Raw genomic sequence first — 15904 nt, forward strand, 5'->3', positions numbered from 1 at the left:
GCACATGCCTTTTCGGGCGCATCACGGACTCTGCTCAAAGCCTTCTCCGGCCCCTTTCAGATGGCGCATCAGGTGCTCGAAATCCCGCCAGCCCGACAGGTCCGACGGGTCACCGGGCAGCGGGTAATACAGGGCGGGCCTGGTCTTCGGGCCGAGGCGGACCGGCGCTTCGGCCAGCGGGGTACGCAGAGCGCGGTCACCGGGCATCCGACGGACCTCGTCCGCACCGAGCACGAACGCCACGGGCACGCCCGGGCCTTCGAAACGGGGCGGCACCGCGAGATCGCGGCGGGCCTTGCGGATCTGTACGAGCATCGACCGGAGTCCGTGACGGCTGGCCAGTACTTCCGCGACCCGGGGCACCGACTCGACCGGCGGCTCCTCGACCGCCCCGTAGCCGAACATCAGCCTGACGTCTTCCTCCACGCCTGCCTTCGTACGGCTGATGCGCACCGTGGCGAGACCCGGCCGGGCCGGGCTGCCGACCACCACGACCCAGGTGGGCTCGGGCGCTCTGGCGTAGGCGAGGTCGGTCATGTGGCGCGGCGACCAGGGGAGGCCGGCGGGTTCCGCGGTTCCCCAGCCGGCAGGGGGCTCGCCGGTCAGCTCGCGCCACACCGCTTCCAGCGCGCCGCCGAGTACCAGCCGTTCGTGTGCGGGGTGGACGGTGCGGAAGCTGACGGCCAGCTGCCGCTCGCCGGTGGGCACGGCTTCCTGGAAGGCGGCGGCCACGGTGGAGCGCGGATCGTCCGGGGTCGCGTCGGCGGCCGCGACCGGTGCGAACATCTCGCCCTGCCAGCGCAGTACGGCCCCGGTCAGCCCGTCGTAGTAGCCGTCCCGATCGTCCTGCACGACCCAGCGCGACGGCCAGGTGCCCAGGTTGTCCCGGACGGCGGGGGAGAGGGTGGTGCCCGCCGGGGTGACGACCTGGAGGCCCAGTTCGGCGCGCGCGGCGAAACGGAAGGCGTCGGACAGCCAGGCGGTCATGGCGACCACCGGCCGGTCCTGGATCACGACGGCGACCTTGTCCGTGAGGACGTCGACGGCGGGCTGGGCGGTGGCGGGCTCGGGTACGACACCCATACCGTCGGACGGCACGACGGCCAGGCTGCGCGCCGCCTCCGGGGGCCAGGCGGTGCCGCCGGACAGCGAGGCCAGCCGGGCCGCGAACGTGCCCGCGAGCCGCTCGGCCTGTTCGACGCCGGTGGCGGCCCGGGCCTCCGTCCACCAGTAGGGAAGCGGTGGCGCCGTGGCCCCGAGCAGCCGCTCGGCCTCGCCGTCGACCTGTATGAGCAGGGGAGCCTCCACCGAGACGAGCGGGCGCCCCTCCGTGTCGCAGAGGCGCAGGACCGCGCCCTCTCCCGTCGTGTCGAGGAGCTTGTCAGGGCCCCCGGAGAGCAGGCCCGCGAGCAGGCTCCAGGGGTCGGGCATACGTTCCGTGAGGGCGATGACGTCCTTGGTCATGGGGTCGTCCGGTCCTTCGTCGTTCGTGGCTCGGCCGCCGCGGTCCGGGTGGATCGCCTGCGCGCGGGAGCAGTCGGGCGGGTCACTCGGGGGCGTACACGGTCTGGATGAGGCGGTGGGGGCGGCCCCTGCGGACGAGTACGCCGCGGCCGGCGGGCTGCTGGGACGCGTACAGGCCGGGGAACAGCTGGCCCTCGCCGCGGTCGCCCGCCATGAGGAGCGCCGCGGCCCCCGATTCGCGCAGGCTCTGCACGAGCGGCTCGTACATGCCGCGTGAGGCGCCTGCCACGCGGCGCGTCAGGACGAAGTGCAGGCCGATGTCCGCGGCGGCCGGGATGTACGGCAGGAACGGAGCCAGTGGCGCCTGGCCCGCGGTGGTCAGGACGTCGTAGTCGTCCACGAGGACCACGATCCGCGGGCCGCCGCCCCAGCTGCCGGGCTCCAGTTCCTCCAGGCGCGCGGTGTCGTCGGGCAGCCGCTGCTCCAGTACGGTCGCGATGCCGTTGGCGAGGCCCGCGCACAGCTTGGTGTTGTACGCGTAGCCGCCGTTGAACTCTTCGGGGATCGCGCCGCGCAGGCCGCGTCGCGGGTCCATGACGGCGAAGACCAGCTCGTCCTCGCCGTAGCGGTCGACGAGGCCGCCGGCGACGGCCTTCAGGAGGTTCGTCTTGCCGCACTCGCTGTCGCCGAGGACCAGCAGGTGCTGGTCGTGGGCGAACAGGTCGAGCAGGATGGGTTCGAGCGCCGCCTGGTCCAGGCCGATCGGCACGCGCGTGGGTTCGGCCGCCGGGCCCGGCAGGAGCTGGGGCTCCAGGAGGTGCGGGAGGACCCGTACCGGCTGGGCGACCTCGCCGCTCCACGACGCGCGGACCGTGCGGGCCGTCCGCTCCAGGACCGCGCCCAGCTCCGCGGTGTCGGCGATGCCGTCCGTACGGGGCAGCGCGGCCTGGGCGAAGAGCCGTCCGTCGGTGAGGACGCGGCCGGGCTCGTCCGGGGAGAGGGTGGCGGCGAGCTTGTGGTCGATGCAGGACTCGCCGGGATCGTTCAGCCGCAGCTCGACGCGGGTGCCGAAGTTCGACTGGACGGCGATGCGCGCGTCGTTCCAGCGGAGCATGGCGGCGACGACGTGGACGCCGTAACCGCCGCCGCGTCTGAGGATGTCGGCGACGTCGTCGTCCAGTTCCTCGAAGTCGTCGCGCAGACCGCCGAACCCGTCGATGACCAGCACGATCTCGGCGGAGGGCAGCTCGGGCAGCCGGCCCGCGGCGTGCAGGGTCCGCAGCTGGTCGAGGGAGTCGATGGCGTGCTCACGGAAGAGGTCTTCGCGGGCCGTGAGCATGGTCCGTACCTCTTCGACGGTCCGTGCCGCGCGTTCCCGGTCGGCCCGTCCCGCGACCCCGCCGACGTGCGGCAGGGCCGAGAGCGCCTGGAGGCCGCCGCCGACCAGGTCGAGGCCGTAGACGCCGACCTCCTGCGGGGTGTGGGTCAGTGCGAGCGAGAGGACGAAGGTGCGCAGGAGGGTGGTCTTGCCGGACTGCGGTCCGCCGATGAGCGCGGCGTGGCCGCCGGCCACGGTGAGGTCCAGGTACCACTGGCCCTGCCACTGTCGGGCCGGGTCGTCCAGCAGACCGAGCGGGACCCGGAGCGGGGACCGTTCCGCGCCCGCGGTCCGGCCGCCGTCCGTCTTCGCGGCTGCTCCCGTGGCGCGTCCCCTCCTGTCCAGGAGCTGGAGTCCGCGTCGCCCCACGTCCAGCGGTCCGGCGGCGGTGTCCAGGGCGATCGCGCCGGGCAGCGGAGGCAGCCAGATCCGGCGTACCGTGCCGGGGGCCTCTGCCAGCTGCCCGACCATGACGCTCAGCTCGGTCGGTCCGGTCTCACGGCGGCGTGCGGCCGGTTCCTCGACGTCCGTGCCCTGCCCGTCGCCCGTGGTGTTGAAGGCTTCGTAGCGAAGGACGCGAGGCCCGCTGGTCTCCTCGTCCGAGCTGGGTACGGGGCCTCGGTAGGGGCCCGACACATAGCTCGCCTTGAAGCGGTCGTAGTGGCTGGTGTCGACCTTGAGGTAGCCGAAACCGGGCAGCGGCGGCAGGTGGAAGGCGTCCGTGGTGTCCAGGACCGTACGGGACTCGTCGGCGGAGAAGGTGCGCAGGCCGAGCCGGTACGAGAGGTAGGTGTCCAGCCCTTTGAGGTTGCCGCCCTCGATGCGCTGGCTGGAGAGCAGCAGATGGACGCCGATGGAGCGGCCGATGCGGCCTATGGACAGGAACAGGTCGATGAAGTCCGGCCTGGCCGTGAGCAGTTCGCCGAACTCGTCGATGACGACGAACAGATGCGGCAGCGGATCCAGGTCGGGCCGCCGGCTGCCGCGCAGGGCGGCGTAGTCACCGATGTCGGCGATGTTGCCGGCGTCCTTGAGGAGCTGCTGGCGGCGCTTGACCTCGCCGGCGAGCGAGGCGTGGACGCGTTCGACCAGGCCGGCCTGGTTCTCCAGGTTGGTGATGACACCGGCGACGTGCGGCAGGTCCGCGAACGGCGCGAAGGTCGCCCCGCCCTTGTAGTCGACGAGGACCAGGGCGAGGTCCTCCGGCGGGTGCGTGGCCACCAGGGCGAGGACGAGGGTGCGCAGCAGCTCCGACTTGCCGGAGCCGGTGGCACCGACGCACAGGCCGTGCGGGCCCATGCCCAGCTCCGACGACTCCTTCAGGTCCAGCAGCACCGGCTCGTGGGAGTCGTTGACGCCGATCGGTACGCGCAGGAAGGCACGCTCGCCGCGCGGCGCCCACAGGCTGGGGACGTCGAGCCGCGCCACGTCGTCGATGCCGAGGAGGCCGGCGAACCCGACCGGCCCGGACAGGGGCGCGTCGACGAGCGACTCGGCGGACAGGCGCAGCGGCGCCAGCATCCGCGCCAGCCCTTCGGCGAACGGGACGCTCACCTCGTCCACGGTGCCGTGCGCGCCGACCGGTTCCGGTTCGCGCAGGTCTTCGACGGTCACCTGGTCGCCGTCGACGGTGATCCGGACGCTGACCTGCCCCGGCTCCTGGACCCGCCGGTCGAGCAGGTGCAGGACGGTGACGGCCATCTCCCGCAGGCTCACCGCCTCGTCGGGACGCGGGAGTTCGACGGCGTCCGCCCCGTGCCCGTCGGCGACGACGAGCAGCCGGGACGTCAGGGACAGGGCGTCCTTGCCGGAGAGACCGCGCCGCACCTCCGCCGCGTACGAGGCGCGCCGGCGCAGTTCGGGGCCGAGCTGCCGGGCGAGCTGCGGCGCGGAGGGCGCGATGCGCCGGGCGGCGACGGGGCCGTCGAACTGCTCCGTGTCGAGCAGGTGCGGCAGCCACTTGGCCCACTCCCAGTCCGCCAGCCGGTGGCCGGGCACGGCGAGCGCCACGCCCACGTCGTCGGGGGCGTGCAGAGCGGCCGTCTGGACGAGCAGGGCGCGCGCGAGGCGCAGGCAGTCCTCACGCGGGCCGATGACGCTGACGTTGCCGACGCGGTCGAGCGGGACGGTGAGCGGGAGATCGGTGCCGGTACGGAAGCGGGCCATCAGGGCCGACGCCTCGTTGAGCATGAAGCGGTCGGGCGGGGTGAGGACGGACGAGCCCTGCTGGGCGATGCGCAGATCGCGTACGGGCATCTCGCCGGTGCCGGCCCGGACGCGCAGGAAGTCGCGGTCGCCGCGCCGGCGCTCCCACAGGCGGGCCGGGTCGCGGGCCATGTCGTACAGGGCGGGCGGCGGCGGGTCGAGGACGTCGGCGCGGCCGCGCCGCTCGCGCTCCTCGGCGGCGAGCTCCTCGCGCAGGTCCTCCAGGTAGGCGAGGTACGCCTCGCGCTGGGTGCGCCGGGTGCGCTGGGCCTTGCCGCGCTGCGAGAGGACGAGCACGACCGAGCCGATGACGGTGACGACCAGGATGATCGCGCCGAGCGCGGCGAACTGGCTGTTGCGTACGACGGTCATCATCACCACGGACGACATGACGCCCGCGACCGGCAGCAGCGACATCGCGACGTTGCCCGCCTTGCCCTCCGGGAGGTTGGGCGGGGCCTCGACGAGGCGTGCCTCGGGGGCGGCCGGGGGCTTGGCGGTCCTGGCCGGGCGGTGGATCAGTCGGGTACTCATCGGCGTCCGTCGTTCACGTTCGGGCTCGGCATCCGGTTCAGTGGCGCTGCTGGGCGAGGTGGAAGATCTCGGCGGCGAGGCGGGCGGCGGCTTTCCTGGTGGGGTGGGCGAGCGAGGCGGTGCGGATCGGGCCGCCGGACGCCAGGTGGCGGTCGTACGGCAGGGTGCGGACGGCCGCCCCGGTGGACCGGAGGTGCCGGGCGGCCGCGGCGAGGTCGATGCCTGGGTGGGGCGTCGGTTCGGTGAGCACGACGACGGTGCCGGCGAGCAGCCGGCGCGGCAGTTCCCGCATCCACCGGAGCACCGCGTACGTACTGCTGACGCCTTCCGGTGTGGCGGGACTGGTCAGTACGCGGCTGTGGGCCGCGGCGAGTGCGACACGGGCGACCTCGGCGGGCAGCGTCTCGCAGTCGACGACCATCACGCCGAAGTAGCGGCGCAGCGCGACCACCGCCCGCTCGTACGCCCGGCTGTCCAGGCTCGTACCGACCCGGCCCTGACTCGCGGGCAGCAGCCAGGCGTTGTCGGGGAGCGGGACCAGGTGTCCGGTGACGTCGGGCAGGGTCATGTCGGGGGTGACCAGGTCGGCGAGGTCCCCGGTGGTCCAGCGCACCGTGTCGGCGCCGAGCCGCAGCGGCAGCGAGCCGAGCGCCGGGTCGGCCTCCAGGAAGAGGACCGGGTCCTGCCGGTAGTGCGCGTACGCGGTGCCGAGCAGCGCGGCGACCGTGGTCTTGCCGGAGCCGCCCCGGATGGAGGTGACGGCGATCTGCCGGCCGGTCGTCACCGGGCGCTGGAGCATTTCGGCGGTACGGGTGGCAGCGGCGACCTCACGGGTGGCCGACGCGTAGAGCGTATGGCGCAGGGTGCGTACGGCCCGCGCGGTGACGGACTCGCCGTGCCGCGGCGTGCGGTCCAGCGCCACGGACGGGCCGTCGCCCAGCACGGGGCGGGCCTCCGGAACGGCGCGGGGCGCGGGAGCCGGGGCGTCTCCGGCCACGTCCCGAGGTGTTGGGTCCTGGCGCTGCCGGCCGGTCCGCCCGGAGGCCGTCGGCTGGGCGTCAGCCCCCTGGACAGGGGCCGGCTCCTGTACGGCCTCCACGGGGCGCTCCAGGCCAGGCGCGGAGTCACTTCGGGCCGGCTCGGCTGTGCTTTCCGCGACCTGGTGAGGAACACCTCTCAGGTCCCGCAGCACATCACTCTGCCAGTCGCCTCCGTTCGGCATACCTGCCCTCCACCCCCAAAGTGCTGCCCCGCCCGGAGCACCCGCGAAACGACTCAGAACCGGTTGAGCAGCTGCCCGTACACACCGAACACCCCGAAGGCGAGCGGGAAGAGTGCCACCATGCCGATGGATTCGGCCAGGTCGGCCACGCGCCGCAGGCGCACCTGCACATGCTCGGGAAACTGCACCGCCAGCACGAGCAGGGGAAGCGCCGCGGCCGCGCACAGCACGGCGAGCGGCCCGGCGGTCCCGGTGCGCTCCATCCACACCACGACGAGCCGTACGACGACGCACGACGCGGCGGCGAAGAGCGCGACGACCTCGGCGACCAGCGGGAAGGCCCGTGCCTTCGACAGCAGCACCACGACGATGAGCGAGGCGAGCGCCACGGACCACACGGACGGTTCTGCCGCCAGAGTGAGCAGCCAGCCCGCGGCGGCCGCCGATATCGCGGTGACCGTCGTCGACAGGGCCAGGCCGCGGTGCGTCACCGCGAGCGCCGTCCCCACCTGGTGGCGGCTGACCGAGGCACCGGCCGAGCGCCGGTCGTCGAGCGCGGTGAGACCGGACGCCATCAGCGCGAGCCGTGGCAGCAGGCCGAGCAGCATCAGGGAGACGACGGCCAGGACCGCGCCGAGCCGGGCCGGTTCGCCCTGTACGGCGGCGACCGCTTCCCACGCGGCGGTGAGCGCGCCCGTGGTCACGGCACCGACGAGGCCGCCCTTGCCCAGCGGCGAGAAGTACCCGAGGAACACCAGCGTCAGGACCAGCGCGCCCGCGACGGCGGCGAGCCGCGCCGGGCCCGGCCAGGCGTACGCGTCGGCGGCCGTCCACGCGGCGAGCACGCCGAGCCCGCCGGCGGCGGCCAGCAGGGCGGTCGCCAGGCCCCGGTTGCCGCGCCCGAGCCTGGCGACCAGCGCGCCGGCCGGCAGCAGCACCAGCGTGACGGCGGACAGCACACCGGCCAGGGTGGCGAGCGCGACCTCACGGCGGGCGAGCAGCGCGGCGGCCACCGCGAAGCCCACGGACGCCGCACCCGCGCCGACCCTGCGCGCGGCGGGCCGCCAGCGCCAAGCCCGTACGCCGAGGTCGTCGGCCACCTGGTCGGTGACGTCGTGCACGACCGGAGCGGGCGGCGCGGAATGCGTCCGGACGAGCCGGAGCACCGCGCCGTCGGCGATCCCGGCGGACGCCAGGGTGCTGTCGTGCGGCAGCGCGGACCCGTCGGACGTGATCAACTGCCGGGACAGCGGGCGGGGCCCGGGCCGGTCGTCCAGCAACGTCAGGATGTCCGGGATCAGCTGACCTATCGGAGTGTCGGAAAGCAGCACGATGTCGGCCCGGCGTCGTTCGCCGACCAACGTCACCCGGCTCAGCCGCGCCTGCGAAGTCGTCGTTCTGCTCACCACTTGCGGGAACCTACCATCGGGGATCCGGCGAACTCCCGGGCCGACCGCACCTGCCGGTGTTCTCGGCCGCCGCTCGTCGCTGTTTCAAGAAAACGCCCCCCACCGGGAGAAGTCCTTTGCGTTTGTCCCCGGAATGCCGCAAAGCCCGCCCGAACCTGATCGGTGGGTTTCCGGGATTCCGCCGACTTGGCGGACTTCGGCGGTTGTTCGTACTGCCGCGCCCGGCGTTGCTGTTTCTCCTGCTCGGCCTTCTGCCGGTCCAGCGTGTGCTGCAAGAACGACCATGCGACGCATCCCGCGCACAGGACGGCCGCGACCGCGATCCCCGCGAATATCTTTCCGAGCCGCTCGTCCACCGTGCGCCGCCCCCGCTGGGCGCCGAAGAGCAGGGCGTCGCGCATCCTGCGCCGGCGGACCGCCACCGACTCCAGTAGTTGACTGTCGTAATCCCGCGCCATTTCGCCCCCCTACCGTGCCTCTGCAACATAGGGCATGGGTGTGACAGAGGCGCACGCGGGCGCTGCCTTTGGCCGGAGGTCGTCGCACCACTGACGCAAAGATTTCGCGTTAAGGTGGAGGGGTGACTGGCAGGATGAAAGAGGGTTCCGGTTCCGGTACCGCGGCCAAGGGGAGCAGGAAGGCTGCTCGGCCCGGTGGCCGCAGCGCGCGGGTGCAGGAGTCGGTGCACCGGGCCGTACGGGAGCTGATCGGTGAGCGCGGGCGGGACGGGCTGACGGTGCCGCTGGTCGCGGCGCGGGCCGGGGTGACGCCGTCGACCGTGTACCGGCGGTGGGGTGACCTCCAGGAACTGCTGTCGGACGTGGCGGTGGAGCGGCTGCGGCCGGAGGGGGCGCCGGAGGATCACGGGTCGCTGCGTGCCGATTTCGGGGCCTGGGCGGAGCAGTTCCTGGAGGAGATGGCCTCCGCCGCCGGCCGTGCGTACATCCGGGACGCGCTGGCGGGCGATCCGGACGGCGGCAACGCCGGGCAGTGTTCCGCGTACGCGGCCGAGCAGGTGCGGATCCTGCTGGGGCGGGCGGCCGGGCGCGGGGAAACCGTGCCGGAACTGGAAGAGGCCATGGACGTGGTCGTGGCGCCGATCATGTACCGGATCCTGTTCCGGCCGGGGGCGGAGACCGCGGTGGGGGAGGAGCAGGCGGGACCGGCCGGGGCGGCCGGCTCCGGGGCCGGCGCGGACTATGCGCGGCGCCTGGTGGAGCGGCTGCTGCCCGGGTGACGGCCAGGTCCGGGTGACGGCCAGGCCCGGGTGACGGCCAGGTCCGGGTGACGGCCAGGTTCGGCCGGTGGTCCGATCCGGCTGATGGCCGGCCCGGCTGACGGTCAGGCCGGGGCTGTCCGTGGCACCGGCCGGTGGGCGGTCTCGTAGGCGTGTCCGAGCTGCAGCAGGGTGGATTCGCCCAGCGGGCGACCGACCAGCTGCATCCCGATGGGCAGGCCCTGGTCGTCGAAGCCGACGGGGACGGAGAGGGCGGGGAAACCGGTGAGGTTGGCGGGGGCGGAGAGGCGTACGTAGGCGTCGGAGACGGGCTCGGTCGAGCCGTCGGGCCAGGCGAAGGCCGTCTGGTCGGCGCGGGCGGCGGTGGCGGGGACGGTGGGGCCGGCGAGCGCGTCGATGCCGTCGAAGAGTTCGAGCCAGGCCTGGTGCATCAGCGTCCGGGTGCGCTGGGCGCGGATGTAGTCGGTGGCCGGGAAGAACTCGCCGGCTTCGAGGAGTATCCGTACGTCGTCGGAGTACAGGTCGGGGACGGCCCGCAGCGTGTCCTGGTGGTACGCGGTGGCCTCGGGGACCATGTGACCCCACTGGGCGGCGTGGACGTACTCCGTCATCGGGACGTGTACGGGTACGGCGGTGGCGCCGAGCGCGGTGAGCGCGTCGACGGCGGCGCGGACCGCGGCCGCCACCTGGGGCCGCACCCGGTCGAAGTAGTAGTTGACGGGGACGCCGATGCGCAGGCCGGTGACCGGCTTGCCGAGGGCGCGGGTGTAGTCCTCGTGCGGGCGGTCCAGGGACGCCGGGTCGCGCGGGTCGTGTCCGGCGAGCGCCTGGAGGACCAGGGCCGCGTCGCCGGCCGTACGGGTGATCGGGCCCACGTGGTCCAGCGACCACGACAGGGAGGTCACGCCGTGCCGGGGGACCAGGCCGTACGTCGGTTTCAGGCCGACCACGTGGTTGAGGGCGGCGGGTACGCGGATCGAGCCGCCGGTGTCGGTGCCGAGGGCGAAGGTGGCCGTGCCGGCCGCGACGGCGGCCGCGGAGCCGCCGCTGGAGCCCCCGGCGACGTGCTCGGGTGACCAGGCGTTACGGGTCTGCGGGGTGGTCAGGCCGTACGCGAACTCGTGGGTGTGGGTCTTGCCGGTCAGCACCGCGCCGGCGGCCCGCAGCCGTTCCGTGACGGCGGCGTCCGCGTCCGGCGTGTGGCCGTCCCGTACCCGGGAGCTCGCCGTGGTCGGTACGCCGGCCACGTCGATCAGATCCTTCAAGGCCACGGGGATGCCGTGCAGCGGGCCGCGGTGGCGCCCGGCGGCGATCTCCCGTTCGGCCTCGGCGGCGGAGGCGAGCGCCGCTTCGCCGGTCACCGTCACGTAGGCGCCGGCCTTCGCCTCCACGGCGGCGATCCGGTCGAGGACGGAGGTGGTGAGTTCGACGGGGGAGAGGGTGCGGTCCGCGATGAGGCGGGCGGCTTCGGTGAGGGAGAGGTGGTAGGGGAGGGGAGTGGGGGTGGAGGAGGGCGCGTGTGTCATGAGGACTTCCGGGGGAGGGGGGAGGTGCGAGGGGCGGCGGTGAAGACAGAGGCGGGTGGTGTGTCGCCCAGAGGCAGGGTGCGGAGGGCGCTGAGGACGGTGTCGATGACGTTCGCGGTGGCGGCGACGCCGGCCAGGCGCTCTTCGGGGAGGGGGAGCCCGGCCCGCCGGGCCAGGTGGGCGATGTCGTCGGGGGTGAGAGCGGAGGAGGTGCGGGAGGGGGGCATGGGGCCTCCGAGGGGGCGACGGGAAGGACGAGTGGGACGCGTTAAAGCTAAGCCTTTGCGTTTGGTGAGCCTAGGGGGCTAGTCTCGGTTAAGGCAAATGCTTAGCTTTTGGCGTCGTGAGGGTGTTCCGGCTCCGGCCCGGTCGTGCCCCTCGCCCCCCCGCCCCGCTCCCACCCGTACGGAGGCCCCATGTCCCCCCGCCCCGCGCAGACCTGGCACATCGGCGACATCGTCGTGCACCGCATCGACGAAGTCGCGCTGCCGCCCGAGACCGGCGCCTGGCTGCTCCCCGAGGCGACGCCGGACCTTGTGGCCGGAACGCCCTGGCTCGCCCCGGAGTTCGCCCGCCCCGACGGCACGCTCCGCGCCGCCGTGCACACCTTCGCGCTGGAGGCCGACGGTTTGCGCGTACTGGTCGACACCGGCATCGGCAACGGGAAGACGCGCGCCAACCCCGCCTGGCACCAGCTCGACACGCCGTACCTCGACCGGCTCACCGCCGCCAGCTTCCCGCCGGAGCGGATCGACCACGTGATCCTTACGCACCTCCACGCCGACCACGTCGGCTGGAACACCCGCCTCGCCCCCGACGGCAGTTGGCAGCCGACCTTCCCGCGCGCCCGCTACCTCACCTCCCGCGCCGAGTACGCCTATTGGTCCGGTGTCGAGATGGAGGAGAGCCGTCGTCAGATGTTCCGCGACTCGGTCGATCCCGTACGGGAACACGGCCTGCTGGACCTGGTCGACGTCACCGCGCCCGGCGTCGAGGTCCTCCCCGGCGTCACGCTCGTCCCGACGCCCGGTCACACGCCCGGCCAGATCGCGGTCGCCCTGCACAGCCGGGGGGAGTCGGCGATCATCACTGGTGACTGCGTGCACCACCCCGTTCAGCTGGCACACCCTCAGTTGTGCAGCAGCGTCGACATCGACCCGGAGGAAGCCGTACGGACGCGGCGGTGGCTGTTCGACGAGGTGGCGCGGAGCGGTGCGCTGATGCTCGGGAGCCACTTCGCGGCGCCGACCGGCGGGCTGGTGCGGCGAGAGGGGGCGGGCTCGGCGGAAGCCGGAGCCGGGAGCGGTACGGGTGAGGGGCGGTACCGGCTGGAGGTCGTCGGTGGCGCGTGACGGTCCCTCACTCCCGCCTGGAAGGACACCACCCCGTACCGGGGCGCCCGGCCCGACGACACGCCGGGGCGTGCACTCCTCGGCGTGCGCGCCCCCGCTTGGCGGCATTCTTGAATGCTTAAGGGCATATCGGGGCAAGGCTGTCGCAGTCGTTGCTGTCTGCGGTGGGCGTGCCCGGGAGGCCCTGATGAACCAGAGATCGTTCCGTATCGCGGCGGCCACCGGATGCGCCCTGCTGGCCGCGGGCCTGACGCCGGTCTGCGCGGGCAGTGCGCAGGCCAGTCCGGGCACCGCCGGCCGGGTGACGGCTCCGCTCGCCGACGCCGTGAACATTCCCTGGCTCTCCGGACCGGTCGTCGTCGCGCACCGGGGCGCTTCCCGGGTGGCCCCGGAGAACACCCTCGCCGCCGTGGACGCGGCGGACCGGCAGGGCTTCAAGTGGGTCGAGAACGACGTGCAGCAGACCCGGGACGGGAAGCTGGTGGTGATGCACGACCCCACGCTGGCGCGGACCACCGACGCCCGGCGCGTGTTCCCCAAGCGGGCGCCCTGGAGGGTGCGGGACTTCACGGCCGCCGAGATCGCGCGGCTGGACGCCGGGACCTGGTTCGGCAAGCGCTACGCGCGCGAACGGGTGCCGACGCTGGCGGAGTTCCTGCGGCGGATGGAGGACCACGACCTGCGGCTGCTGCTGGAGATCAAGAGCCCGCAGCTCTACCCCGGCATCGAGGCCCGCATCGTCAAGGAGCTGGCGGGCGCGGGCTGGCTCGACCGGGGGCACGTGCGCCGCCGGCTGGTGGTGCAGAGCTTCAGCGCCCGCAGTATGCAGACGGTGCACCGGCTGGTGCCGGATGTCCGTACGGGGTTCCTGGGCAATCCGCCGCTGAACGAGCTCGCCTCGTACACGCGCTACGTCGACCAGATCAACCCCCAGCTGTCCAAGGTGAACGCACAGTACGTGGCCGCCGTCCACCGGCTGCGCGGTGTGCACGGCCGCCGGATGGAGGTCTTCGCCTGGGACGTGCCGCTGGGGAACCACGCGCGCATCGCTTCCGCTTACGGCTTCGACGGCGTCATCGTCTGACCGGCATCCGGCATCCGGCATCCGGCACCGCTCCCGCCCCCACCACCCCCGCCCCCGGCCGTCTCGTAAGGTCGCAGGGGCGGCGCGTCGCCGACCGCAGGTGAGCAGGCGCCCCGGGGTGTGGCCCGGGGCACAGAAGGAGCAGGGACCGGCATGACCGACAGCACCTGGAGCGGGGACCAGCTGGACCTCGACGCGTACCTCGCACGGATCGGGTACGAGGGCGAGCGCGCGCCGACGGCGGCCGCCCTGCGGGAGCTGCACGCCCGGCACGCCGCCGCCTTCGCCTTCGAGAACCTGGAGATCGTGCTGGGGCGGCCGGTCCTGCTCGACCTGAAGTCCCTCCAGGAGAAGATGGTCGGCCGCCGCCGCGGCGGCTACTGCTACGAGCAGAACCTGCTGTACGCCGCCGCGCTGGACCGCCTCGGCTTCCGGGTCTCGGGGCTGGGCGCCCGCATCCGGGTGGGAGAGACCAAGATCCGGCCGGTCACCCACGCCCTCCTCAAGGTGCGGCTGGACGGCGAGGACTGGATCACCGACGTGGGCTTCGGCGGCGAGGCGCTGCTGGAGCCGGTCCCGCTGCGCGACGGCATCGAGGTCCGGCAGGGCGGGTGGACGTTCGGCCTGGTGCGGGAGGGGGCGGACGGCACCTGGGTGCTGCGCTCGCGGCACGCGGACGGCTGGTTCGACCTGTACGCGTTCGGTCCGGAGGCCCGTCACCCGGCCGACTACGGCGTCTTCAACTACTACATCTCCACCCACCCGCGCTCGCCGTTCACCGGCCGTACGGTGGTCCAGCAGCCCGGCCCGGACCTGCGGCGCGCCCTGATCGGTACGGAGCTGACGCTGACCCGCCCCGACTGGTCCCGCGAGGTGCGGCAGGTGCCGGCCGAGGAGATCCCGGCCGTACTGGAGACGGACTTCGGGCTCGTACTGGACGCGCGGGACGCGGCCGACCTGGTGGCGCTGCACCGGGAACCGCCGGTGGCCTGAAACGTGCCGGTGGCCTGACGCGTACGGCGGCCGGCAGAGCCCCCGCAAGCCCCTACCGAACGACCGCGATCCCCTCGATCTCCACCAGCGCCGCCTCGTCCCACAGCCGCGTCGCGCCGATCACCGCCATCGCCGGGTAGTCCGTGCCGACCAGCCGCTTCCACACCCGGCCGACAGCTGCCGCGTTGCGGCGGTAGTCGGCCACGTCCACGGCGAAGACGGTCAGCTTGGCCAGGTCGCCGGGGCCCGCGCCGGCGGCCCGCGCCGCGGCCAGCAGATTGGTCAGCGCCCGCTCGAACTGCTCGACGATGCCGTCACCGACGACGCGTCCCGCCCCGTCGAGCGCGGTCTGGCCGGCCAGGAACACGAGGGTGCCGGGAGCGGCCCGTACGGCATGGCTGAAACCCGTCGGCGGCGACAGCTCGGGCGGATTCACCCGCTCGAAGCCGCCGGCCGTCACGGGCGGCTGTCCGTTGCCCGGCACCTGTTCGCCCCGCACGCCCGCCGCGCCCTCTCCGGTACGTTCTTCACTCACGCCCGCCGCGCCCCCTCCGTCGCCAACTCGTACCGTACTCCCAGCGATTGCAGCGCGTCCCGCTCCTCCTGCGGAAGCTGCTCGTCGGAGATGACCAGGTCGAAATCGGCCAGCGGCGCCAGCTCGTACAGCGCCTGGCGGCCGAACTTGGAGTGGTCCACCAGCAGCACCTTGCGCCGCGCCGCGGCCATCAGCGCCCGCTTGACCAGGACGTTCTCCTGCGCCTGGTGGTAGCAGTGGCCGTTGTCGACGGCGGAGGTGGACAGGAAGGCGACATCGGCGCGGAAGCTGCGGGCGATGTCGGCCGTGGACATGCCGAGGAAGGCGTTGAAGGCGGCGTGGTACTCGCCGCCCAGGGCGATCACCCGGATGTCGGGCTCCTCGGCCAGCTCGTTGATGACCTGGAGCGAGTTGGTGATGACCGTGTACGCGCCGCGCGAGGCGAGCGAGCGGGCCAGCGGCAGCGCCGTACTGGAGTCGTCGATGATCACGGCCTGGCCGGGTTCGGCGATGGCCAGCGCGGCCGCGCAGATCGCCTCCTTCGCCGCCACCTGCTCGTTGCCGCGCCAGCGCGCGTTGGACTCGAACAGGGCGTTGGGCGCGGCGGTCGCCCCGCCGCGCACCTTGCGCAGCCAGCCCTGGTGCTCCAGGGAGTCCAGGTCGCGGTGGACCGTCATCTGGCTGACGCCCAGCTCCTGCACCAGGTCCTCGATGCTGACCTGCCCCTCGGCCAGCACCCGGTCGGCGATCCGCTTGCGCCGGTCCTTGGGGCCCAGCTTGGCCTCGGGCGCCGGTGCGGGGGCCGGGCCGCTCTTCGCGTGCTGCGCGGGCTCCGCGGCCGGGGCGGGTGCCGGTGTCCCGGCCGGGGCCGTGGCCGGTGCCGAGGCGTCTGGAGTCCCTCCGGTGTCGGCCAACGCTGATCCCTTTCCGTACGTTCTCGGCTGTCCGCCGAGTCTATGGCGTGG

General features: G+C 73.5%; 12 protein-coding genes and 1 pseudogene. 4 read left to right on the forward strand and 9 right to left on the reverse strand.

All coding sequences use genetic code 11. The annotated features are described in order from the left end of the window. Positions 1-21 precede the first annotated feature (21 nt). From JXZ78_RS20165 to JXZ78_RS20185, 5 genes and pseudogenes are all read right to left on the reverse strand, one after another. Positions 22-1464, reverse strand: coding sequence for a DUF6177 family protein (locus tag JXZ78_RS20165; protein WP_030019275.1), 1443 nt, complete (start codon positions 1462-1464; stop codon positions 22-24). A gap of 82 nt (positions 1465-1546) precedes the next feature. Continuing rightward, entirely contained in the window at positions 1547-5581 is a 4035-nt protein-coding gene (locus JXZ78_RS20170) for a type VII secretion protein EccC (RefSeq protein ID WP_030019274.1), read from the reverse strand. A gap of 37 nt (positions 5582-5618) precedes the next feature. Further along, positions 5619-6803, reverse strand: coding sequence for a MinD/ParA family ATP-binding protein (locus JXZ78_RS20175; RefSeq protein ID WP_030019273.1), 1185 nt, complete (start codon positions 6801-6803; stop codon positions 5619-5621). Between the two features lie 53 nt (positions 6804-6856). Beyond that, positions 6857-8212, reverse strand: coding sequence for a type VII secretion integral membrane protein EccD (gene eccD, locus JXZ78_RS20180; RefSeq protein WP_030019272.1), 1356 nt, complete (start codon positions 8210-8212; stop codon positions 6857-6859). Positions 8213-8409: 197 nt separating this feature from the next. Next, positions 8410-8670, reverse strand: a pseudogene (locus JXZ78_RS20185) (hypothetical protein); the annotation flags it as partial. Positions 8671-8804: 134 nt separating this feature from the next. Between JXZ78_RS20185 and JXZ78_RS20190 the strand changes: the two are divergent. Further along, positions 8805-9449 (forward strand): TetR/AcrR family transcriptional regulator, encoded by a 645-nt coding sequence (locus tag JXZ78_RS20190; RefSeq protein ID WP_078624122.1) that lies wholly within the window; start codon positions 8805-8807, stop codon positions 9447-9449. A gap of 104 nt (positions 9450-9553) precedes the next feature. On the opposite strand, the gene JXZ78_RS20195 is transcribed toward JXZ78_RS20190, so the two are convergent. Then, the gene (locus JXZ78_RS20195) at positions 9554-10975 is read right to left on the reverse strand and encodes an Asp-tRNA(Asn)/Glu-tRNA(Gln) amidotransferase GatCAB subunit A (RefSeq protein WP_050502302.1); all 1422 of its coding nucleotides are present in this window, start codon (positions 10973-10975) and stop codon (positions 9554-9556) included. Continuing rightward, positions 10972-11202 carry a hypothetical protein gene (locus JXZ78_RS20200; protein WP_238783248.1) on the reverse strand — a complete coding sequence of 77 codons (231 nt, stop codon included), beginning with the start codon at positions 11200-11202 and terminating at the stop codon, positions 10972-10974. Before JXZ78_RS20200 ends, JXZ78_RS20195 begins: the two co-directional genes overlap by 4 nt. 189 nt (positions 11203-11391) lie before the next feature. Here JXZ78_RS20200 and JXZ78_RS20205 point away from each other — a divergent pair, with 189 nt between their 5' ends. The 3 genes from JXZ78_RS20205 to JXZ78_RS20215 all read left to right on the forward strand — a co-directional run bounded on the left by JXZ78_RS20205 (position 11392) and on the right by JXZ78_RS20215 (position 14404). Beyond that, positions 11392-12327 carry an MBL fold metallo-hydrolase gene (locus tag JXZ78_RS20205; protein WP_078624121.1) on the forward strand — a complete coding sequence of 312 codons (936 nt, stop codon included), beginning with the start codon at positions 11392-11394 and terminating at the stop codon, positions 12325-12327. 187 nt (positions 12328-12514) lie between these two features. Then, a complete protein-coding gene (locus JXZ78_RS20210; RefSeq protein WP_030019267.1) occupies positions 12515-13411 on the forward strand; it encodes a glycerophosphodiester phosphodiesterase in 897 nt (298 codons plus the stop codon). A 153-nt stretch (positions 13412-13564) separates the two neighbouring features. After that, positions 13565-14404 carry an arylamine N-acetyltransferase family protein gene (locus tag JXZ78_RS20215; RefSeq protein WP_030019266.1) on the forward strand — a complete coding sequence of 280 codons (840 nt, stop codon included), beginning with the start codon at positions 13565-13567 and terminating at the stop codon, positions 14402-14404. Positions 14405-14456: 52 nt separating this feature from the next. Here the strand turns inward: JXZ78_RS20215 and JXZ78_RS20220 are convergent, their stop codons facing one another. Further along, the gene (locus JXZ78_RS20220; RefSeq protein WP_078624129.1) at positions 14457-14888 is read right to left on the reverse strand and encodes a RidA family protein; all 432 of its coding nucleotides are present in this window, start codon (positions 14886-14888) and stop codon (positions 14457-14459) included. Between the two features lie 47 nt (positions 14889-14935). Beyond that, positions 14936-15853 carry a DeoR/GlpR family DNA-binding transcription regulator gene (locus tag JXZ78_RS20225; RefSeq protein WP_078624120.1) on the reverse strand — a complete coding sequence of 306 codons (918 nt, stop codon included), beginning with the start codon at positions 15851-15853 and terminating at the stop codon, positions 14936-14938. Positions 15854-15904 lie beyond the last annotated feature (51 nt).

Source organism: Streptomyces monomycini (genome assembly GCF_022271435.1).
GTDB lineage: Bacteria > Actinomycetota > Actinomycetes > Streptomycetales > Streptomycetaceae > Streptomyces > Streptomyces monomycini.